Consider the following 19,788-nt stretch of genomic DNA (forward strand, 5'->3'; position numbering starts at 1 on the left):
CCTGCTGCGCCGGCGCGCGCCCCCGAAGCCGCGCCACGCACGCCGCCCAAGCCCGCCGGCGGTGGCGCCAACCCGTTTGACGTGCTCGGCCGCTGAGCCGCACCCGCCCGCATCCGATCGTAGGGAGACGAGATCATGTCCAAGAAGGAAAGTGTCCAGAAGCGCCTGCAGAAGGTGCGCCCGCCGCGCGTGCAGCTCACCTACGACGTGGAGAAGGGTGATGCCATCGAGCAGAAGGAGATTCCCTTCGTGGTCGGCGTGATGGGCGATTTCAGCGGCCAGCCCGAGCAGCCGCTGGCCAAGGTCAAGGACCGCAAGTTCGTCAACGTCGACCTCGACAACTTCGACGAAGTGATGTCGGGCATGGCGCCGCGCGCGGTGTACCGCGTGCCCAACAAGCTGTCGGACGCCGGTGGCGAATTCGCGGTGGAGCTCAAGTTCAACTCGATCGACGACTTCCGCCCCGAGTCGGTGGTGCAGCAGGTGGAGCCGCTGCGCCAGTTGCTGGAAGCGCGATCCAAGCTGGCCGACCTGCGCAACAAGCTGGCCGGCAACGAGAAGCTGGAGGACCTGCTCAGCGACGTGCTCAACAACACCGAGCAGCTCAAGCAGCTCGGCCAGGCGCAGGAGTAAGCCATGAACCGGGAAATGGAAGCCGCACCGCTGGCCGGTGGCGAGGTCGTCGAACTGGGCCTGCTGGACCAGATCATCGAGCAGAGCAAGGTCGCGCGCTCCGACGCCGAACACCAGCGCGCGCGCGACATCATCGGCGAGCTGGCTCGTGAGGTGATGCAGGGCACCGTGGTGGTGTCCGACAACCTCAATCTCACGCTCGACGCGCGCGTGGCCGAGCTGGACCGGCTGATCTCCGAGCAACTCAGCGCGATCATGCACGCCCCTGCCTTCCAGCAACTGGAAGGCACCTGGCGCGGCCTGCACTACCTGTGCGGCCAGACCTCGACCGGCGCGCAGCTCAAGATCAAGGTGTTCAACGCGCCGAAGAAGGACCTGGTCAAGGACTTCAAGTCGGCGATCGACTTCGACCAGAGCGCGCTGTTCAAGAAGGTCTACGAAGAGGAGTTCGGCACCTTCGGCGGTTCGCCGTTCGGCGCGTTGATCGGTGACTACCAGGTCGGCCGCCAGCCGGAGGATATGTACTTCGTCGAGCAGATGTCGCACGTGGCCGCCGCGGCGCACGCGCCGTTCATCTCCGCAGCCAATGAGGACATGTTCGGCCTGGAAAGCTTCACCGAGCTGGGCAAGCCGCGCGACCTGGCCAAGGTGTTCGATACGGTCGAATATGCCAAGTGGAAGTCGTTCCGCGATTCCGAGGACAGCCGCTACGTCGGCCTGACCCTGCCGCGCTTCCTCGGCCGCCTGCCGTACGACCCGAAGGACGGCACCACCGTCGAGGGCTTCAATTTCGTCGAGGACGTGGACGGCAACGACCACTCCAAGTACCTGTGGTGCAACACGGCCTACGCCTTCGGTGCGCGCCTGACCCGCGCGTTCGAGGACTTCGGCTGGTGCGCGGCGATCCGCGGCGTGGAGGGCGGCGGTCTGGTCGAAGAGTTGCCCACCCACACTTTCCGCACCGATGACGGCGAGATCGCGCTCAAGTGTCCGACCGAGGTCGCGATCACCGACCGCCGCGAGAAGGAGCTGAGCGATCTGGGCTTCATCCCGCTGGTGCACTGCAAGAACACCGACTACGCGGCGTTCTTCGGCGCGCAGTCGGCGCAGAAGGCGAAGAAATACAACACCGAAGCGGCCAATGCCAACGCCAGCCTGTCGGCGCAGCTGCAGTACATCTTCGCGGTCTCGCGCGTGGCGCATTACCTCAAGGCGATGATGCGCGAGAAGATCGGCAGCTTCGCCTCGGCCGGCAACGTGGAGGAGTTTCTCAACCGCTGGATCGCCCAGTACGTGCTGCTGGACGACAACGCCACGCAGGAGGCAAAGGCGCAGTTCCCGCTGCGCGAGGCGTCGGTGCAGGTCTCCGAGGTTCCGGGCAAGCCTGGCGTGTATCGCGCGGTGGCGTTCCTGCGTCCGCATTTCCAGCTCGACGAGCTGTCGGTTTCGTTGCGCCTGGTGGCCGAGCTGCCGGCTGGGTCGAAAAAGTAAGGCAACGGATTGCATTGCAGCACGGGGCTTCGCGCCCCGGCGGCACGCGGCCGCGCGGTTTGGCGGTCGTGGGCCGGCTGTAACACCCCGCCGGCGGACGTCGGCGGTTTTCTCACGGAAGAACGGAACAAAGGAAACCAGATCATGCAACACGCTTTCATGAGCATCGACACCATCAAGGGCGAGTCCAAGGACGCCGACCACAAGGACTGGATCGAGATCGAGTCCTTCAATCAGGACGTCCTGCAGCCGCGCTCGGCCACGGCCTCCACCGCCGGTGGCGCCACCGCCGCACGCGTGGAGATGACCCCGATCGAGGTCACCAAGCGCATCGATATCGCCAGCACCGCGCTGTTCCAGGCCTGCGCCAACGGCACCACCTTCCCGAAGGCGCAGATCCAGTTCATGCGCGCCGACAAGGACGGCAACGCGATCAACTACTACACGGTCGAGCTGCTGAACGTGCTGGTGCACCGCGTCAACACCGCCATGGGCCATGACGGCATGCCGGCCGAGACCGTGCAACTGAGCTTCGGCGCCATCAAGTGGTCGTACACCCAGCAGAAGCAGGGTGGCGGCGTGGGTGGCAAGACCATCGCGCAGTGGAGCAACACCACAAACAAGCCGACTTACTCGGTTGCCTGATGGTTCGATGCGGTGGCGGCCCTGGCCGCCACCGCGTTGGCCGCGACACGCCGATGAAGGGATTCGAACCCAGCCTGCTGGAGAAGCTGTTCGACGACGAGCCGCGCGTGCGAGGTGGCGCGGGCACGTTCCGCAGCCTGACGCTGGAGCAGTACAAGGAGTCGGTGGCGCGCGACCTGGAGGGTCTGCTCAACAGCCGGGCCGCCTTCGGCGAGGACACGCTGGAGGCTTGGCCGCAGTGCCGCCGTTCGCTGCTGACCTACGGTCTGCGCGACTTCTCCACCCTCAGCCTGGCCAATGGCCACGACCGGACGGCGATCTGCCGATCGCTGGAGCAGGCCATCGCCCGCCATGAGCCGCGCCTCCACGGCGTGCGAGTGCTGCTGGAGGGCAACGGCCGCGGCCCGTCGGCGCTGCGCTTCGCCATACACGCCCTGCTGGACGTGGAGCCGGCGAAGGAGCCGGTCAGCTTCGACGCGCTGCTGCAGCCCACCACCATGCAGTACTCGGTCAGCCGCCTGCGGCGGGCGGCGGCCTGATGGACGACCTGCTGCCCTATTACGAGCGTGAACTCGGCTGGCTGCGCCGCTACGGCCGCGAGTTCGCCGAACGCTACCCCAAGATCGCCGGGCGCCTGCTTCTGTCGGCCGACGGCAGCCAGGACCCGCACGTCGAGCGCCTGATCGAGGCGTTCGCCCTGCTCAGCGCGCGCACCAGCAAGCGCATTGAGGACGACTACCCGGAGTTCACCGAGGCGCTGCTGGAGGTGCTGTACCCGCACTATCTGCGGCCGTTCCCGTCGTGTTCCATTGCCTGCTTCGACCCGGGGTCGGCGGCGGCCAAACTGACCGCACCGGTGGTGGTGCCGCGAGACACACTGCTGCATTCGCGCGCGGTACGGGGGGTCAGCTGCCGCTTCCGCAGCACCCAGGACGTGGTGCTGGCTCCGATCCGCGTCGCTGCCGCGCGCTTCAACGCCGTGGCCGACGCGCCGATGGCGGTCAGCCTGCCAGCGGGTAGCGGCGGCTCGATCGCGCTGTCGTTCGAACTACTGGGCGACCTGCCGCACGTGGCTGCGTTGGGGCTGGGGCAGCTGCGCCTGTTCATCGACGGCGAACCCTCGTTCTGTGCCGCGCTACGCGACATGCTGGCGCTGGGGGTGCGCGCCGCGTATCTGGAGCGGGGCAACAGCGGCCGCTGGACGGCACTGCCCGAGGTGCCGATGAAGCAGGTCGGCTTCGCCTCGGACGAGGCACTGATCGACATCCCCGACCGCTCCCATCCGGCGTACCGGCTGCTGACCGAACTGTTCGCGTTCCCGGAGAAGTTCGGCTTCTTCGACCTCGACCTGCGCGCACTGGGGGCCGGCACCGGCAGTCGCTTCACCGTGCACCTGGTGCTGGACGCGATGCCCGCGGATGCGCCGGTGGCGCGCGTGCTGGAGGCGCTGTCGGCTGAGCATGTGCGCCTTGGCTGCACGCCGGTCGTCAACCTGTTCGCGCAGCGGGGCGAACCGATCCGCGTGACCCACCGCACCGCGCACTACCCGGTGGTGGCGGACGCGCGGCGCGCCTTCGCCTACGAGGTTGTGTCGATCGATGCGGTGCACCGCATTCGACAGACCCCGCAGGGCGAGCAGATCACCGAGTTCCGCCCGTTCTACGCGTTGCGCCATGGTGAATCGCCGGAGCAGACCGGGCAATACTGGGTGGCGCGGCGTGATGCCGATGTGGCCCGGCACAGCCCGGGCTTCGAGACCGAGCTGGCCTTCGTTGACCTGGATTTCAATCCGGTGGCGCCGCAGACCGACGTGGTCAGCGTGGAGCTGACCTGCAGCAACCGCGACCTGCCCAGCCACCTGGCCTACGGCGTGGCCGGCGGCGACCTGACGATGGACGGCGGCGGCGTGGCGCGCAGCATCGCGCTGCTACGCAAGCCGAGCCAGCCGCTGCAGTTCGAGCGCGGACGCGGGGCGCAATGGCGCCTGATCTCGCACTTGGCGCTGAACCACCTGTCGCTGACCGCCAGTGGCCTGCCCGCGTTGAAGGAGATGCTGCGCCTGTACGACCTCGTGCGCAGCAGCGTGTCCGGGCGGCAGATCGACGGCCTGGTCGGGCTTGAGCACGTGGCGAGCACGGCCTGGTTGCCGGGGCGGCACTTTCCCAGCGTGGTGCGCGGCATCGAGGTGCGCCTGACCGTGGATGAGAATGCGTTCGTCGGCACTGGACTCGCGGCCTTCGCACGCGTGCTCGAACGCTTTCTCGGCCTGTACGTGCACGCCAACAGCTTCACGCGCCTGTGCGTGCTCTCCAGTCACGACGGCCGGACGCTGTTCCGGGGCGAGGCGCGATGCGGCGAATCGATCCTGGCGTAGCCCAGCAACTGCTGGCCGCGCCGCACCGCTTCGGCTTCTTCCAGGCGATGCGCGTGCTCGAGCGGCTGTTCGTCCGCCAGGGCCTCAAGCCGGCCGACGCCGTGCCGGCGCGCGTGCGCTTCCGCAATTCGATGTCGCTGGGTTTTCCCGCCAGCGAGATCGAGTCGGCCGCCGCATTCGCGAACGACGGCGTGGCCCTCGACCGCGACGTGGCGGTGGCGCATGCGATCACCATGGAGGAGTTGGGTGAGGTCCACCTGACCCCGGCGTTCATGGGCCTGCTCGGCCTGCACGGCGCGCTGCCGTTGCACTACACCGAGACCCTGGCCGAGCGCGAGACCTACCAGCGCGACCGTGCCGCGCGCGCCTTCCTCGATGTATTCACTACGCGCGCGGTGGCGCTGCACTACGCCGGCTGGAAGAAGCACCGTCCCGCGCTGCAGTACGAGGTGGACGGCCGCGAACGCTTCCTGCCACTGGTGCTGGCGTTGGCCGGGCTGGGCACGCCTGCGTTGCGGCGCCGCCTGTGCGACGGTGAGGCCGACGTGTTCGACCAAGCGCTGGCCCACCACGCAGGGCTGCTCGGGCAACGGCCGGTCTCGTTGGTGACGCTGCAGCGGGTGCTGGCCGACTACTTCGCGGTGCCATTGCAGGTGGAGCCGTTCGTCGGTGCCTGGTATGCGGTGCCGGACGAACAGCGCACGCGGCTGGGCGTGGGCAACGCCAGGTTGGGGGCCAGCGCGCTGGCCGGCGGCCGCGTGTGGCAGCGCGACCTGCGCGTGCGCCTGTGGGTCGGCCCACTCGACCGCGACCGCTTCGACGAGTTCCTGCCCGGTGGCCGCGCTGCCAAGGCGCTGTCCAAATGGCTGGCGTTGCTGACCGGCAGCACGCTCGAGTACGAAGTGCGGTTGGGGTTGAAGGCAGACCATGTCCGTGGCGTGTCCATGCAGACGGCCAGTGCCAGCCACGATCCAGCCGGTGGAGCCTTCGTCGATGGCGGCACCGCAACCACCGCCGCGATGGCGCAGCCGTCAGCCGCGGGTGCGCGCCTGGGCTGGGACAGCTACCTGTGTTCGCGCCCGGCCAGCGCACCGCGCCACGACACCACCTATTTCATCCATACCCCGCAATGACGGCCGCACGCGAAGGAGCGCACCCGTGAGCACCACCCTCAAGACGCTGATCGCCAAACTAAACGACCCCTGCCGCCAGGCAGCCGAGCGCGCCGCCAACCTGTGCCTTGCGCGCGGGCATTACGAGGTCGACCTCGAACACCTGTTCATCGCGCTGCTGGAGCTGCCGCAGGGCGACGTGGCGCTGATCGCGAGGCGTAGCGGCATCGATCCGGACGCGCTGCGTGCCGACCTGGAGCGCGAGATCGGCCACTTCAAGGCCGGCAACACCCGCACGCCGGTGTTCTCGCCGCACCTGCCCACGCTGTTCGAGCACGCCTGGCTGATCGCTTCGCTCGACACCCACGCCACCCGCATCCGCAGCGGCCACCTGCTGCTGGCATTGCTGACCGAACCGGGGCTGTCGCAGCTGGCGTATCGCGGCTCGGCGCAGTTCGCGCGGTTCAAGCGCGAGGAACTCAAGCACGACTTCGCGAAACTGACCGAAGGTTCGCAGGAGGCCGGCGCCGTGCGCTTCGTCGATGCGGCGCCCGGCGGGACCGCCGCGCCGGGTGGGCTGTCGAAGACCCCGGCGCTGGACCAGTTCACCACCAACCTGACCCAGCGCGCGCACGACGGCAAGGTCGATCCGGTGATCGGCCGTGACGCCGAGATCCGCCAGGTGATCGACATCCTGCTGCGCCGTCGCCAGAACAACCCGATCCTCATTGGCGAGGCGGGCGTGGGCAAGACCGCGGTGGTCGAAGGTCTCGCGCTGCGCATTGCGCAGGGCGACGTGCCCGAGGTGCTGCGCGGGGTGGAGCTGCACACGCTGGACATGGGCCTGCTGCAGGCCGGCGCCAGCGTGAAGGGCGAGTTCGAGAACCGGCTGAAGAACGTGATCGACGAGGTGCGCAAGAGCCCGCACCCGATTATCTTGTTCATCGACGAGGCGCACACCATGATCGGCGCCGGCGGCCAGGCCGGGCAGAACGATGCCGCCAACCTGCTCAAGCCGGCACTGGCGCGTGGCGAGCTGCGCACCATCGCCGCCACCACGTGGGGCGAGTACAGGAAGTACTTTGAGAAGGACGCCGCATTGGCGCGCCGCTTCCAGGTGGTCAAGGTCGAGGAGCCGAGCGAGACCCTGTGCGCGGCGATGCTGCGCGGCATGGTGCCGCTGATGGAACGACACTTCGGCATCCGCGTGCTGGACGAGGCGATCACCGAGGCCGTGCGCCTGTCGCATCGCTACATCAGCGGCCGCCAGTTGCCGGACAAGGCGGTGAGTGTGCTCGACACCGCCTGCGCCAAGGTCGCACTTGGGCAGAGCGCGACGCCGGCGATCATCGACGACACGCGCAAGCACCTCGATCGCCTGGCGGCGGAGATCGCCGCGCTGCAGCGCGAGACGCTGAGCGGTGCCCGCCACGACGAACGCCTGGGCGAACTGCAGGCGCAGCAGCAGCAAGCCCGGCAGGTGCTGGCCGACAGCGAGGCGCGTCTGCGCGACGAAAGCGCATTGGCACAGAAGATCGCCGCGCTGCGCGTGCAGTTGGAGCAGGAAGCGCTGGTCGCGACCCCCTCTGGTAGACCCACGCCGAAGGCGGGCGACAGCGCCAACGCCGTCATGGACGCAGATGGCCACGCGATGGATTCTGCCGCACAGACGGATATGGGCGCGGACGGCACGGAAGCAGCCGATAGTGGCGCGCCAGACGGCGGCACGCAGGTGACCCTGCGCCGCAGTCGCAAGACCAAGGCAGCAGCAACCGCCGCGTCCGCAGTCGTGCCCACCGCGGAGACACCCCATATCCATCCGGCGCAGGTCGAGCTGGAAACCCTGCTGGCCGAACTGCGCGCGCTGCAGGGTCAGGCACCCATGGTGCCGCTGCAGGTCGACGGCGGCGTGGTCGCGGAGATCGTCAGCGCGTGGACCGGCGTGCCGCTGGGCCGCATGGTCAAGGACGAACTGCGCGTGGTGCGCCAGCTGGCGCCGTTGCTGCGCGAGCGCGTGATCGGCCAGGACCACGCGTTGGAGGCCGTCGCGCAGCGCGTGCGCACCGCCAGCGCCAAGTTGGAGGATCCGAACAAGCCGCGCGGCGTCTTCATGTTCGTCGGCCCCTCCGGCGTGGGCAAGACCGAGACCGCGCTGGCGCTGGCCGACATCCTCTACGGCGGCGAGCGCAAGCTGGTCACCATCAACATGAGCGAGTACCAGGAGGCACACAGCGTCTCCGGCCTGAAAGGCTCGCCGCCGGGCTACGTCGGTTACGGCGAGGGCGGTGTGCTCACCGAGGCGGTGCGCCGCAACCCCTACAGCGTGGTGTTGCTCGACGAGGTGGAGAAGGCCCATCCCGACGTGCTGGAGATGTTCTTCCAGGTGTTTGACAAGGGCGAGATGGACGATGCCGAAGGCCGTGCCATCGACTTCCGCAACACCCTGGTCATCCTCACCAGCAACATCGGCTCGGCGCAGATCATGCAGGCCTGCCTCAATCAGCCGGCCGAGGCATTGCCCACCGCCGACGCGCTGGCCGAATCGCTGCGTCCGGTGCTGATGAAGACCTTCAAGCCAGCCTTCCTCGGCCGCATGAAGGTGGTGCCGTACTACCCGATCAGCGACGACGTGCTGGCGATGATCATCGCGCTCAAGCTCGAGCGCATCCGCCAGCGCATCCGCGCGAACCACAAGGCGGTGTTCGACTGGGACGAAAGCCTGGTCGAAGCGGTGCTGGCCCGCTGTACCGAGGTGGACTCCGGCGCGCGCAACGTCGACCACATCCTCAATGGCACGCTGCTGCCGGAGATCGCCGAGGAAGTGCTGGCGCGCATGGCCGACGGCGTTGCGGTACGACGCGTGCTGGTCGCCGCGGAAGAGAACGGCACCTTCACCTACGAGGTCGCCTGAGCGCGACCACCCATCCACGGACAGGAGACAGCCCATGCATGCCAACCAGCGCGACCAGATCCTCCGCAACTGCAGTGACAAGTGGCGCGGGCAGTACCAGCCCGATGGCCAGGCCGTGCGCGTCTGGCAGAAACTCGGTCCCGCCCACGTGGTGGCGCTGCTGGAACAGGCGGCGATTCCGGCGCGCACCGAGGCACGCGTGCTGCTGCGGCGCATGGCGATGGGGCCGTGGCGCATCGGCGCAACCGTGCACCGCGGCGGTCACGGTGACACCGCGCGTGGCGCCGACCCTCGCCCGCACGTCACCGTGCAGGTGGCGGGCCGAAGCCACCACCTGCGCTGCCTGGAGCGCGGTGGGTTGCACGTGGTGCAGATCACCGCCTGAGCGCGGCGAGGCCGGCTCAGGCGCGGGGCGGAATCAGTCCGCCGCGGCGCCCGGCGTCCGGTCGCGCTGCACCCAGCCTGCGGCGATGATCCCCACTTCGTACAGCAGGCACATCGGGATCGCCAGCATCAGCTGCGACACCACGTCGGGCGGGGTGATCACCGCGGCGATGATGAACACGCCGACGATGGCGTAGCCGCGCGCTTCGCGCAGTTGCGCCGGCGTAACCCAGCCCAGCGCGGCGGCGATCACCATCGCCACCGGCAACTCGAAGCTCAGGCCGAAGGCGACGAAGATCACCAGCACGAAGTCAAGGTAGGCGTTGATGTCGGTCATCATCGCCACGCCGTCGGGCGTGACCTTGGCCAGGAAGCCGAACACGGTGGGCAGCACCAGGAAGAAGGCGAACGCGCAGCCGGCATAGAACAGCGCCACCGCCGACACCAGCAGCGGTGCCGCCAACCGCTTCTCGCGCTGGTACAGGCCGGGGGCCACGAACGCCCACGTCTGGTACAGCAGCCACGGCATGGTGGCCATCAGCGCCACGAAGAACGCCAGCTTGAGCGGCGCGAAGAACGGCGAGGCCACTTCCACCGCGATCAGCTGGCCGCCGGCCGGCAGCTTGGCCAGCAGCGGCGCGGCAAAGAAGGCGTAGAGCTTGTTGGCGAACGGCAACAGTGCCAGCAGCGCCACGAACAGCCCCGCCACCGCACGCAGCAAACGGACGCGCAGTTCGATCAGGTGGTCGATCAGGCGCGGCTCGGCGGTGTGCGCGGCGTCGGTCATCGGGGCGGTGTCCAGGCGCTCAGGGCTGCGGGTCGCGGTCGGCGGCCTGCGGGGCTTCGGTTGCCGGGGCGTGCGGGGCCATCACGTCATCCGTGCCCGATTGCGACGCCGGGGCCGATGGCGGCAGGGTTACTGCGGGCGTGTCCCCCTCGACCGCAGTTCGGGAATATGCCGGCACGTCGGACTTCACTTCTTCCGCGAGGCCGCGCACGCCCTGCTCCACCTGGGCCGCCTGCGCGCGCAGCGCCGTCTCGGCCGAACGCAGCTGGTCCTGCGCCTGGCGCAGGCTGCGCCTGAGTTCCTCGTCCGCCAGTTCGGTCTCCAGCTCGGCCTTCACCGAGTACCACTGCGCGCGGGCGCGCCGCACCCAAAGGCCGGCGAAGCGCGCGGCCTTGGGCAGCCGTTCGGGGCCCAGCACCAGCAGGGCCACGACGGCAATCACGAAGATCTCGGAGAAACCGATGTCGAACATGGCAATCGGCCCGGGTCAGCGCCCGGGCCGAGCCCGCGCTCAGCGCGGGGTGTGCTCGTCGTCGCGCTGCGGCGCGGCGGGCGTGGTGGTGTCGTTGTCGCGGCTCTGGTCGGGCAGCTGCGCGGACGGTTTGTCGTCGTCCTGCAGGCCCTTCTTGAAGCCCTTCATCGCCTCACCGAGGTCCTGGCCCACGTTCTTCAGGCGCTTGGTGCCGAACACCAGCACCACGATCACCAGCACGATAAGCCAGTGCCAAAGACTGAAACCGCCCATGGGATTGCTCGAAAGGTAGGAGGTGCTCAGGATACCGCAGCCGGGTTACGGCCGGCGTACGGAATCCTGACGCCGCGCAGCGGCAGTTCAGCGCGGCAGGGGTTCCACCTTCGCCGGGCTCTCCACGGTCTCGAACGAACTCGGTCGGGTCGAACCGGCCGGCTGCAGCGGCTGGGTCTGGCTGCTGCCCGGGGCTTCCACCGCGCCGACCTGCACTTGGCCGCTGCTGGCGGCGCGGCGCGGTGCCGCGCCGGTGCGGTTGGCGCTGGCATTGGCGCTGGCCTCTTCCAGGCGGTCGCGGAAATCGACCACGGCGTTGGACGGGGCGCCCTTGGCGCGGCCTTCGAAGATCATGCGCGGAGTGGTGTCGCGCCCATAGACGGCCTCGTTGGCCTCGTCGTCGATGCTCAGCACCGCGCCGTCCAGGGCCACGCCGGCGAACAGGCCGCGGGCGCGCGACCACGACCAGATCTCGGCCTTCAGCTGGCCGTCGGTGGCGGTGGCGGCGTTGCGGCCCACCGGACCGGCGGCCACGCCGGCATCCGCACCGAGGGTGATCTTGCCGTTGACGATGGAGTCCAGGCCGCGGTCGCTGCGGAACACCAGCACCACGTCGGCCGACTGCACACCGGCCTGGAAACCGATGCTGCCGCCGGTCAGCTTGACGAAGCTGGGGTTCGACCACGAGCCGTCCGGGCTCTTCACCGACAGCAGGCCGTGGCCACGGCGCGCGCCGACCATCAGCCCGACCTTGATCGTGTCCGGCACCACGACAATGGCGCGGGCGTCATCCAACAGCTTGTCGGGAATGGCCGATTCGGGAATGGACTGGATATCGGCCAGCACCCGGACCGCGTTGCGGGCGCGCTCGTCTTCCCGCGGGCCGGCGACCGCGCTGGTGGCAAGGCCGAGGGCGAGGGCAAGGACGGCAACGCGCGGCAGTCGGGACATGACGGACTCCATTGATCGGGGGAGAGGGCGTTATACGGGGTTTGGGACCGCGCCGACGAGGCGTGGTTCCCATCACGCGGTTCAGGCTAGTGACGCGCGGATGAATCGCGATGGAACCGCGAGGTTGTGACCTCAATGCCGCGCGCGGCGTCGTAGGGGAGCCCTTGGAATGCCGGGACGGCGTACCCGCGTTCGGCTCAGGCCGAAGCTTGGGCTGCATCCGCTGCCGCCGGTGCATGCGTAGGAGTGTCGCCCGCCGAGTTGGGTCCCGCCCGCTATCATCGCCTCCATCATGACGTCTTCCGACCCTGCTTCCGACACCACCGTCTTCCTCGTCAACCTGGGCACGCCGGACGCGCCCACCGCGCCCGCCGTGGCCCGCTTCCTGCGCGAATTCCTGCTCGATCCGCGCGTGGTGGCGATTCCGCGCCTGCTGTGGCAGCCGCTGCTGCAGCGGGTGATCCTGCCCCGTCGCTCGCCGGTGGTGGCGGAGAAGTACGCGCAGGTGTGGTTGCCCGGCGAGGACGGCGGTTCGCCGCTGACCGCGTACACGCGGCGACTGGCGCGCGGCGTGCAGGCACGCCTACCGGGTATGAAGGTGGTGGAGGCGATGCGCTACGGCAACCCGTCGCTGGTCACTGCGCTGCAGGCCGAACGCGCTGCCGGCACGCCTCGCGTGCTGGTGCTGCCGATGTACCCGCAGTACTCCACCACCACCACGCTGTCGGTGGAGGACGCGGTCGCCCAGGTGCCGGACCTGGCGGTGCGCACCGTGCGCGATTACCACCTCGACCCGCAATGGGTGGCCGCGGTGGCCGAATCGGCGCGCGCACACCGCGCCGCCAATGGGGTGGGCGAACACCTGGTGTTCTCGTTCCACGGCCTGCCGCAGCGGCTGGTGGACCGTGGCGACCCCTACGCGCGGCAGTGCGAGGCCGGCGCGCGCGCGATTGCCCACGCGCTGGGGCTGGCCGACGACGCGTGGACGCTGAGCTACCAGTCGCGCTTCGGCAAGGAGAAGTGGCTGGAGCCGGCCACGGACAAGGCCTTGAAGGCATTGACCGACCGCGGCGTGCGCACCATCGACGTGATCGCGCCCGGCTTCTCGGTCGATTGCCTGGAGACGCTGGAAGAAGTGGCGATCGGGCTCGCAGAACAGGTGGCGCACGCCGGCGGCACGCTGCGCTACATCCCCTGCCTGAACGACTCACCCGCTCACGCCGACGTGATCGCCGCGCTGGTGCGTCGCGAACTGGCGGCGTGGACGTGAGTAAGGCGACGATGCGTGAGTTCGCCGTCGATACCGTGTTTGGTCGCCTGTGCGGCCTGCGCCGCGAGGTGCCGGATGGACCGCGGGTCATCGCACTGCACGGCTGGCTGGACAATGCCGGCAGTTTCGTCCCCTTGATGCCGCACCTGCCCGGCTTGGACCTGGCCGCGCTGGACATGCCCGGCCACGGTGCGAGCGCGCACCTGCCACCGGCGGCGGACTACCTCAGCGTCGCCTTCGCCCGCGCGGTGCTCGCCACCGCCGATGCATTGGGCTGGGAGCGCTTCAGCCTGCTCGCGCATTCGCTGGGTGCCGCGGTTGCCAGCGTGGTGGCCGCCGCCGCGCCGCAACGCGTGGAGCGCTTCGTCGCCATCGAGGCGCTGGGCGCGTTGTCCGAAGCCGAGAACCGCACCGGCCAGCGCCTGCGCGACGCCTTCGCCGCGCAGGCCACCCCGCGGCGCAGCCTGCGCGTGTTCGACGACATCGCCACCGCCGTGCGCGCACGCATGCAGGTCAACGGGCTCAGCGAGCCGGTGGCACGGCTGCTGGTGGAGCGCGGCATCGCACCGACCGAGGGTGGCTTTGTCTGGCGCAGCGATCCGCGCCTGACCCAGCCGACCGCCGTGCGCATCAGCGAGGCACAGGTGCGCGACCTGGTGCGGCACATCGAGTGCCCGACGCGGGTGATCTATGCCGACCCGCCGCAGTCGTACTTCCCGGATGACGTGCGCCGCACGCGGGCCGCGCTGTTGCCGCACGGCGAACTGTTGGTGATGCCCGGCAGCCACCACCTGCACATGGAAGACCCGGCGGGCGTGGCGGCGGCGATCGGCGACTTCTTCGCCCGCTAGGCCCCGATCAGCGCGCGCAATGTCGCCTTCAACCGGCGGCCTTCGGCGTTGAAGTAGCGGCGCTCGTCACGCCAGGCGGGAAAACGCGCCTCCACCTCGCGCCAGAACGCGCGCGAGTGGTCGTGGTGGATCAGGTGGCACAGCTCGTGCACCAGCACGTACTCGAAGGCCGATGGCCGCGCCAGCACCAGCGACAGGTCCAGCGTCACCGAACCGTCCGGTGCCAGCGAGCCCCACTGTGAGGACATCACCTTGAACCGCACCTGCCGCGGCGCCCGCGGCAGGCCGGGCAGGTAGCGCGGCAGCCAGCGACCGACGTCGGTGCGGCCCTGCGCTTCGTAGAAGTCGCGCGCGGCGCGCTGGATGGCGGCATCGCGCGCCTGCAGCGGCAGCGAGAACACCAGCGCCTCGGCATCGCCGTCGGACAGCAGCCGGGTGGTGCGGCCGGGTTCCCAGCGCAGTGGCACCGCACGACCGCGCAGGGGCAGGTGGGTGGTCTGGTCGCGGACCAGCGTGGTGCTGGCCTCGCTGGCGAAGCGTTGCAGTTGCGCGTGCAGCCACGCGGCATGCTCGGCGACGAAGCGCTCGCCGGTGGCGGCGCTGGTGCGGAGCGGCAGGGTCAGCCGCGCGCCACGCTCGTCCACCGACAACTTGAGCCGGCGCGCGCGTGGATCGCGCACGCGGGCAACCTCGATGGCGCGGCCGTCGGGCAGCACCAGTTCGAACGCGTCACGCTCGATCGCACGTGGCGACGGCGCCAGCAGGCGGAACAGGGAGGTCATGCGTTGGCCGTGGGGTGGCGTGCCACGATTGTACGGGCCACCGAGTGACGAGCGCGACCGCGGGCGCGCCGTTCATCGTGGAACCGCTCAGGCCTCGGCCTTGCTCAACTTCAGCGCGCCTTCCAGCACCGTGAACAGGCGCCGCACCTCGGCGGACATCAGGATGAAACGCGCATCCAGCTCGGCGCGCATGTCATCGCGCTCGGTGCTTTCCAGCTCGTCGACCGCGCCGTCGAGCAGCTTGAACTTGCGCACCACCAGGTCTTCGCCCAGAACGAACGACACGTGGTCGTCCAGCGTCAGTGCCAGGCGCGTGACCTGCTTGCCGGATTCCAGGTGCTTGGCGATCTCGTCGCTCTGCAGCTCCATGCGCTGCACCTTCACCACCGCGCCCTGGTCGATGGGGTCGCGCAGCTCGCACTCGTCGCCCAGCGACAGGCCCTCGGGCATCGGATCGCCGGCCACCCAGCCGGTCAGCACCGAGCGCGGCGCGACTTCGGCGTTCAGCGGCAGCGCGGGGAAGCTGCCCAGCGCGCGGCGGATCTCGCTGACCACGTTCTCGCCGCTCTTGCGGCTGCTGGTGTCGACCACGACGATGCCGTGGCCGAGGTCGAGCAGCGCGTCGGTGCGGGAGGGTTTCACGAAGGCGCGCGGCAGCAGGTCCGTGACCAGCTCGTCCTTCAGCCGCTTGCGGGTGCGGCCGCCGGGCTTGCGTCCTTCCTTCTGCTCGATCTCCGCCAGCTTCTTCTGCAGCATGTCGTTGACCACCGCGCCGGGCAGGATCTTGTCCTCGCCGCCCACGGCCAGCCAGATCGCGTCACCCTGGCGGTGCGACAGCGCCTCGGCGTCGCGGCCGAACGGGCTGATGAAGCCGCGGCTGGACAGTTCCAGCGGGCCGACCGGCTTGAGCTGGCATTCGTCCAGGCCGGTATCGAGGTCGTCGAGCTTGGTGGTGGTCGGGAAGCGGAACAGCGTCAGGTTGCGGAAGAACATCAGGAGCCTTGGGTTGATTCGTTGGGTTCGCCGGCTAGCCACGCATGCGCGTCGGCCTTGGCGCCGTGCGCGCCCAGCGACAGGAAGTCGAACAGATTCGGATCGCTGAGCTGCGAGGGACGGATGTCACCCAGCGCGCGGGCGATGGTCTCGATGCGGCCGGGCGTCTCCTTCTCCCACGCGTCCATCATCCGCTTCACCTGCTTGCGCTGCAGGTTCTCCTGCGAGCCGCACAGGTTGCAGGGAATGATCGGGAACTGCTTCGCATCGGCGTAGGCGACGATGTCGTCCTCGCGCGCGTAGGCCAGTGGGCGGATCACCACGTGCTTGCCGTTGTCGCTGAGCAGCTTGGGCGGCATGCCCGACAGCTTGGCGTGGAAGAACAGGTTGAGGAAGAAGGTGGCCACCAGGTCGTCGCGGTGGTGGCCCAGCGCGATCTTGGTGACGCCGTTTTCCTCGGCCCAGGTGTACAGCGCGCCACGGCGCAGGCGCGAGCACAGCGAGCACATGGTCTTGCCTTCCGGCACCACGCGGCTGACCACCGAGTAGGTGTCCTGCTCGATGATGTGGAACGGTACGCCGATCGACGTCAGGTAGTCCGGCAGCACGTGCTCGGGGAAGTCCGGCTGTTTCTGGTCGAGGTTGACCGCGATGATCTCGAAGCGTACCGGCGCCTTGGCCTGCAGTTGCAGCAGGATGTCGAGCATCGTGTAGCTGTCCTTGCCGCCGGACAGGCAGACCATCACCTTGTCGCCGTCCTCGATCATGCCGAAGTCGGCGATGGCGCGGCCGACCTGGTGGCGCAGGCGCTTGGCCAGCTTGTTGGCCTCGTGCGCGGTGCGGCGCGCTCGAGGCACGAACGGCGCCGGCTCGGCCAGCGCGAGGGCTTCGGCACCGGAAGTGGCAGCCGGAGCGGAATCGGGATGCAGGGGCAGGACGGTGCTCATGGACCGTCCATTCTACCGGGACCGGGTGCGCTGACGTTTGAACGGGCGGCGCGGTAAGCTCCGTGCATGCACGAGAGCGACGATCCCGCCACCGTTACCCGCCAGCTGACCGACCTGCGGCAGGAGCACCGTGACCTGGACGGGGCGATCGCACGCCTGCAGGCCGACATCGCCGCCGACGAGCTGGCGGTCAAGCGGCTGAAGAAGCGCAAGTTGTGGCTGAAGGACTGCATCGCGCGGCTGGAGAGCGCGCTGATACCCGACGAGCCGGCCTGAGGCCGGCTCTCTGCTTCGGAAAAAGCCGGCGCCCAGATAGAGCGCCTTGAAGGCGCTCGCTTCCCATGCAACCCGTCGGCGCAGGCCCGGAGTCGCTCAGGCCTCGGCAGCCGGCGCGGCCTTCGTGGCCGCCTCCGGACTCACCTTCTCGATCGTATGCCGCAGCTCGCGGCCCAGGATCACCTTCGCGTCCTTGGCCCATGTGTCCAGCCGCTCGTCGAAGGTCAGCTTGCCGTTGCCATCCACCCACACCAGCTTCAGCTCGCGCAGCTTCTGGATGAAGCCGCGGAACAGGGTCTTGTCGAAGAACTCCGGCGCGGCGGGCGCGTACAGCAGCGAGAGGCGCTGCGCGGCCTGCTGGCACAGGCTTTCCAGCTCGCCCGCGCTGAGCGTGCCCGGCCCGTTCTTGGCCAGTACCGAGATGGTGATGTAGTAGCGCTCGAACGCCTGCTGCAGCGAGTGGCCGATGGCGCGCAGGCGGAAGACCTCGTCGGTCTGCCCGGCGTAGCGGCTGAGGATCCCGCCGTCGTCGTCGCTGACGCGTTCCAGCAGGCCTTCGTGGATGAACGCGTCCACGGTGCGGTGCAGGCGCTGGGCGAACTCGTCCTCGCTCCACGGCAGGAACAGTTCCGCCTGCAGGAACGGGTACACGCTGCGGCCCAGGCGTTCGACGGTGCGCAGGCTCATGCGCCGGTTGTTCTGGAAGCAACACGCGATCCACGACGCCGCGGTGAACAGGTGCAGCACGTTGTTGCGGAAGTAGCTGAGCAGCACCGCGTTGTCGCCGCCCACACTCAACACATCGCCCAGCGGGTGCGGAGTGCGGGTGAGGACGCTGATCTCCTCGCCGTGGGCGATGATCTCGGCCGGGCTGTGCGGGGTGACCGTGACCCGGTCCGAGTACGGCAGTTCGGCCAGCAGCGTCTGCGACAGCGCGATCTGCGCCAGCAGGTCGGACTCGCCCATGGCGTGCTTGGGCGTGGACAGCAGGGCCAGCGCCAGCAGGTTGATCGGGTTGACGTCGGCGGCGCGGTTGACGTTGACCTGGATCCGCTGGCCCAGCGCGGTGACGGCATCGGCCAGCCACGCTGGCTTCTCGTCCTCGGGTACCGGCCTGCCGTTCCAGTCGGGGGCGTGTTCGGCCAGCACTTCGCTGAGATGGATCGGCTCGCCGAAGTTGACCACCACCTGGCCGTAGTTGCTGCGCAGCACCTTGGGAATGCCCATCAGCAGCTGCCAGATCGACTCCTTCTTCTTCGGCTTGCCGGAGAGTTCGTCGAGGTAGCTGTTGCCTTCCATCAGCTTCTCGTAGCCGACGTACACCGGCTGGAACATCACCGGACGCGTGGGCTGGCGCAGGTAGGCGCGCAGGGTCATCGCCAGCGTGCCGCCCTTGGGCGGCAGCAGCCGGCCGGTGCGCGAGCGCCCGCCTTCGATGAAGTATTCGATGGAGTAGCCGCCCGACACCAGCTGCGCCATGTACTCGGAGAACACCGCCGAGTAGAGCGCGCTGCCGCGGATGCTGCGGCGGATGAAGAACGCGCCGCCCTTGCGCAGGATGGTGCCGACCACTGGCAGGTTGAGGTTCACGCCGGCCACGATGTGCGGCGGCACGATGCCCTTGGTGTACAGCAGGTAGCTCAGCAGCAGGTAATCCATGTGGCTGCGGTGGCAGGGCACGTAGATCACTTCGTGCCCGGGCGCGGCCTGCTTGAGCTTGTCCAGGTGGTGCACCAGCACGCCGCGGTAGATGCGGTTCCACACCGGGGCCAGGATGAAACTGGCCGAACGCACCACCGGGTGCGAATAGTCGGCGGCGATCTCGTAGGCGTAGGCGTGCGCCTTCTTCCACGCCTCGCCCAGCGAGCTCTTGTCACGGCGGGCCTGGTCGGCGATGGCCTCCTTGACCGTTTCGGCGGCGAGCACCGCGTCGACCAGCAGGCGGCGGGTGGACAGGTCGGGGCCGATCACCGCGGCGCGGATGCGGTGGAAATGGGTGCGCAGCACGCGCGACAACTTGCGCACGGTGCGTTCGGGCGGCAGGCCTTCGTCCACCTGTTGGCGCAGGCTGACCGGCGGCGAGAAGCGGACCAGCGTGCTGCGGCCGTTGAGGGCGATCGCCATCAGGCGGCGGAAGCGGCCGACCAGGGTCCAGTTCTCGGAGAACAGCACGGAGAACCAGCCGCTCTGCTTGTCCGGGGCGCGGCCGACGAAGATGGAGACGGGTACCAGCTGCACGTCCAGCGCCGGGTCGGCGCGGTGCGCCTCAAGCAGGCGCGACAGGGATTCCGAGCGGGTCTTGCCCGACGGCGGCCCGGACGGGGCCAGCGCGCTGGCGTTGCGCCGCGACAGGGCCACATAGGCGCGCTTGCGCCCCAGCGGGTCGCCGGGCAGCGGCTGCATCGGCGAAGGCAGGCCGTACTCGCGGCAGGCGCGCTCCAGGATCAGCGCGTTGGACAGCCCGTAGTCCTCCAGCACGTAGCAGACCGGGCCACCGGTCCACTCGCGGGCGTAGTCGCCGGGCGACTCGGGTTCCACGGTCAGCGCGATCCACGGCTCCAGCAGGCGGCCGAGCAGGCGGGTCCACCACGGGCGGCGGGCCGGGGCGACGGGGCGGCGCTCGGGACCCGGCGCGG

19 protein-coding genes are annotated in these 19,788 nt (G+C 69.2%); 11 read left to right on the forward strand and 8 right to left on the reverse strand.

What is annotated here, in order from left to right; genetic code table 11:
- Nucleotides 1-135 precede the first annotated feature (135 nt).
- Genes tssB through N800_RS13575 form a run of 8 tightly spaced genes read left to right on the forward strand, consistent with a single transcriptional unit; the run spans nucleotide 136 to nucleotide 9,551 of the window.
- Nucleotides 136-633 (forward strand): type VI secretion system contractile sheath small subunit, encoded by a 498-nt coding sequence (gene tssB / locus N800_RS13540; protein WP_036139728.1) that lies wholly within the window; start codon nucleotides 136-138, stop codon nucleotides 631-633.
- Between the two features lie 3 nt (nucleotides 634-636).
- Nucleotides 637-2,124: a type VI secretion system contractile sheath large subunit gene (gene tssC / locus N800_RS13545; protein ID WP_036139731.1), complete on the forward strand. Its 1,488-nt coding sequence runs from the start codon at nucleotides 637-639 to the stop codon at nucleotides 2,122-2,124.
- A gap of 9 nt (nucleotides 2,125-2,133) precedes the next feature.
- Entirely contained in the window at nucleotides 2,134-2,769 is a 636-nt protein-coding gene (locus N800_RS13550) for an Hcp family type VI secretion system effector (protein WP_269635162.1), read from the forward strand.
- A 53-nt stretch (nucleotides 2,770-2,822) separates the two neighbouring features.
- The gene (gene tssE, locus N800_RS13555) at nucleotides 2,823-3,308 is read left to right on the forward strand and encodes a type VI secretion system baseplate subunit TssE (protein WP_036139735.1); all 486 of its coding nucleotides are present in this window, start codon (nucleotides 2,823-2,825) and stop codon (nucleotides 3,306-3,308) included.
- Nucleotides 3,308-5,143 carry a type VI secretion system baseplate subunit TssF gene (tssF, locus tag N800_RS13560; RefSeq protein WP_036139739.1) on the forward strand — a complete coding sequence of 612 codons (1,836 nt, stop codon included), beginning with the start codon at nucleotides 3,308-3,310 and terminating at the stop codon, nucleotides 5,141-5,143. The genes tssE and tssF overlap by 1 nt, the downstream gene beginning before the upstream one ends.
- Nucleotides 5,119-6,276 carry a type VI secretion system baseplate subunit TssG gene (gene tssG / locus N800_RS13565; protein ID WP_036139742.1) on the forward strand — a complete coding sequence of 386 codons (1,158 nt, stop codon included), beginning with the start codon at nucleotides 5,119-5,121 and terminating at the stop codon, nucleotides 6,274-6,276. Before tssF ends, tssG begins: the two co-directional genes overlap by 25 nt.
- A gap of 25 nt (nucleotides 6,277-6,301) precedes the next feature.
- A complete protein-coding gene (gene tssH / locus N800_RS13570) occupies nucleotides 6,302-9,166 on the forward strand; it encodes a type VI secretion system ATPase TssH (RefSeq protein WP_036139744.1) in 2,865 nt (954 codons plus the stop codon).
- Nucleotides 9,167-9,200: 34 nt separating this feature from the next.
- On the forward strand, nucleotides 9,201-9,551 hold the full coding sequence (locus tag N800_RS13575; RefSeq protein ID WP_036139748.1) for a hypothetical protein: 351 nt from the start codon (nucleotides 9,201-9,203) through the stop codon (nucleotides 9,549-9,551).
- 33 nt (nucleotides 9,552-9,584) lie between these two features.
- Here N800_RS13575 and tatC read toward each other — a convergent pair whose 3' ends face one another.
- The 4 genes from tatC to N800_RS13595 form a co-directional block, all read right to left on the reverse strand.
- On the reverse strand, nucleotides 9,585-10,337 hold the full coding sequence (gene tatC / locus N800_RS13580) for a twin-arginine translocase subunit TatC (protein WP_036139750.1): 753 nt from the start codon (nucleotides 10,335-10,337) through the stop codon (nucleotides 9,585-9,587).
- 19 nt (nucleotides 10,338-10,356) lie between these two features.
- Complete coding sequence (tatB, locus tag N800_RS16150) at nucleotides 10,357-10,809, reverse strand: Sec-independent protein translocase protein TatB (RefSeq protein ID WP_084087693.1); 453 nt, start codon at nucleotides 10,807-10,809, stop codon at nucleotides 10,357-10,359.
- Between the two features lie 39 nt (nucleotides 10,810-10,848).
- Complete coding sequence (gene tatA, locus N800_RS13590; RefSeq protein WP_036139752.1) at nucleotides 10,849-11,082, reverse strand: Sec-independent protein translocase subunit TatA; 234 nt, start codon at nucleotides 11,080-11,082, stop codon at nucleotides 10,849-10,851.
- An 87-nt stretch (nucleotides 11,083-11,169) separates the two neighbouring features.
- Entirely contained in the window at nucleotides 11,170-12,033 is an 864-nt protein-coding gene (locus N800_RS13595) for a lipid-binding SYLF domain-containing protein (RefSeq protein WP_036139767.1), read from the reverse strand.
- 292 nt (nucleotides 12,034-12,325) lie between these two features.
- Here N800_RS13595 and hemH point away from each other — a divergent pair, with 292 nt between their 5' ends.
- Both hemH and N800_RS13605 read left to right on the forward strand, forming a co-directional pair.
- A complete protein-coding gene (hemH, locus tag N800_RS13600; RefSeq protein ID WP_036139754.1) occupies nucleotides 12,326-13,303 on the forward strand; it encodes a ferrochelatase in 978 nt (325 codons plus the stop codon).
- Nucleotides 13,304-13,314: 11 nt separating this feature from the next.
- Entirely contained in the window at nucleotides 13,315-14,154 is an 840-nt protein-coding gene (locus N800_RS13605; RefSeq protein ID WP_036139771.1) for an alpha/beta fold hydrolase, read from the forward strand.
- Here the strand turns inward: N800_RS13605 and N800_RS13610 are convergent.
- The 3 genes from N800_RS13610 to ttcA all read right to left on the reverse strand — a co-directional run bounded on the left by N800_RS13610 (nucleotide 14,151) and on the right by ttcA (nucleotide 16,876).
- Nucleotides 14,151-14,936 (reverse strand): M48 family metallopeptidase, encoded by a 786-nt coding sequence (locus N800_RS13610; RefSeq protein WP_036139757.1) that lies wholly within the window; start codon nucleotides 14,934-14,936, stop codon nucleotides 14,151-14,153. The genes N800_RS13605 and N800_RS13610 overlap by 4 nt on opposite strands.
- A gap of 87 nt (nucleotides 14,937-15,023) precedes the next feature.
- Complete coding sequence (locus N800_RS13615) at nucleotides 15,024-15,929, reverse strand: recombination-associated protein RdgC (RefSeq protein ID WP_036139758.1); 906 nt, start codon at nucleotides 15,927-15,929, stop codon at nucleotides 15,024-15,026.
- Entirely contained in the window at nucleotides 15,929-16,876 is a 948-nt protein-coding gene (ttcA, locus tag N800_RS13620; protein WP_084087695.1) for a tRNA 2-thiocytidine(32) synthetase TtcA, read from the reverse strand. Before ttcA ends, N800_RS13615 begins: the two co-directional genes overlap by 1 nt.
- A gap of 66 nt (nucleotides 16,877-16,942) precedes the next feature.
- Between ttcA and N800_RS13625 the strand changes: the two genes are divergently transcribed.
- Entirely contained in the window at nucleotides 16,943-17,152 is a 210-nt protein-coding gene (locus N800_RS13625; RefSeq protein WP_036139760.1) for a YdcH family protein, read from the forward strand.
- A 96-nt stretch (nucleotides 17,153-17,248) separates the two neighbouring features.
- Here N800_RS13625 and plsB read toward each other — a convergent pair.
- Nucleotides 17,249-19,788 (reverse strand): glycerol-3-phosphate 1-O-acyltransferase PlsB (gene plsB, locus N800_RS13630; protein WP_036139763.1); only part of this gene is annotated, 2,540 nt, incomplete at its 5' end.

This window comes from Lysobacter daejeonensis GH1-9, assembly GCF_000768355.1.
Taxonomy (GTDB): Bacteria; Pseudomonadota; Gammaproteobacteria; order Xanthomonadales; family Xanthomonadaceae; genus Aerolutibacter; species Aerolutibacter daejeonensis.

What these genes read in the sequence shown, in the direction of transcription:
- tssB (WP_036139728.1), top strand. Translation starts at nt 136, where the DNA reads ATGTCCAAGAAGGAAAGTGTCCAGAAGCGCCTGCAGAAGGTGCGCCCG.
- tssC (WP_036139731.1), top strand. Translation starts at nt 637, where the DNA reads ATGAACCGGGAAATGGAAGCCGCACCGCTGGCCGGTGGCGAGGTCGTC.
- tssE (WP_036139735.1), top strand. Translation starts at nt 2,823, where the DNA reads ATGAAGGGATTCGAACCCAGCCTGCTGGAGAAGCTGTTCGACGACGAG.
- tssF (WP_036139739.1), top strand. Translation starts at nt 3,308, where the DNA reads ATGGACGACCTGCTGCCCTATTACGAGCGTGAACTCGGCTGGCTGCGC.
- tssG (WP_036139742.1), top strand. Translation starts at nt 5,119, where the DNA reads ATGCGGCGAATCGATCCTGGCGTAGCCCAGCAACTGCTGGCCGCGCCG.
- N800_RS13575 (WP_036139748.1), top strand. Translation starts at nt 9,201, where the DNA reads ATGCATGCCAACCAGCGCGACCAGATCCTCCGCAACTGCAGTGACAAG.
- tatC (WP_036139750.1), bottom strand. Translation starts at nt 10,337, where the DNA reads ATGACCGACGCCGCGCACACCGCCGAGCCGCGCCTGATCGACCACCTG.
- tatB (WP_084087693.1), bottom strand. Translation starts at nt 10,809, where the DNA reads ATGTTCGACATCGGTTTCTCCGAGATCTTCGTGATTGCCGTCGTGGCC.
- tatA (WP_036139752.1), bottom strand. Translation starts at nt 11,082, where the DNA reads ATGGGCGGTTTCAGTCTTTGGCACTGGCTTATCGTGCTGGTGATCGTG.
- N800_RS13595 (WP_036139767.1), bottom strand. Translation starts at nt 12,033, where the DNA reads ATGTCCCGACTGCCGCGCGTTGCCGTCCTTGCCCTCGCCCTCGGCCTT.
- hemH (WP_036139754.1), top strand. Translation starts at nt 12,326, where the DNA reads ATGACGTCTTCCGACCCTGCTTCCGACACCACCGTCTTCCTCGTCAAC.
- N800_RS13605 (WP_036139771.1), top strand. Translation starts at nt 13,315, where the DNA reads ATGCGTGAGTTCGCCGTCGATACCGTGTTTGGTCGCCTGTGCGGCCTG.
- N800_RS13610 (WP_036139757.1), bottom strand. Translation starts at nt 14,936, where the DNA reads ATGACCTCCCTGTTCCGCCTGCTGGCGCCGTCGCCACGTGCGATCGAG.
- N800_RS13615 (WP_036139758.1), bottom strand. Translation starts at nt 15,929, where the DNA reads ATGTTCTTCCGCAACCTGACGCTGTTCCGCTTCCCGACCACCACCAAG.
- ttcA (WP_084087695.1), bottom strand. Translation starts at nt 16,876, where the DNA reads ATGAGCACCGTCCTGCCCCTGCATCCCGATTCCGCTCCGGCTGCCACT.
- N800_RS13625 (WP_036139760.1), top strand. Translation starts at nt 16,943, where the DNA reads ATGCACGAGAGCGACGATCCCGCCACCGTTACCCGCCAGCTGACCGAC.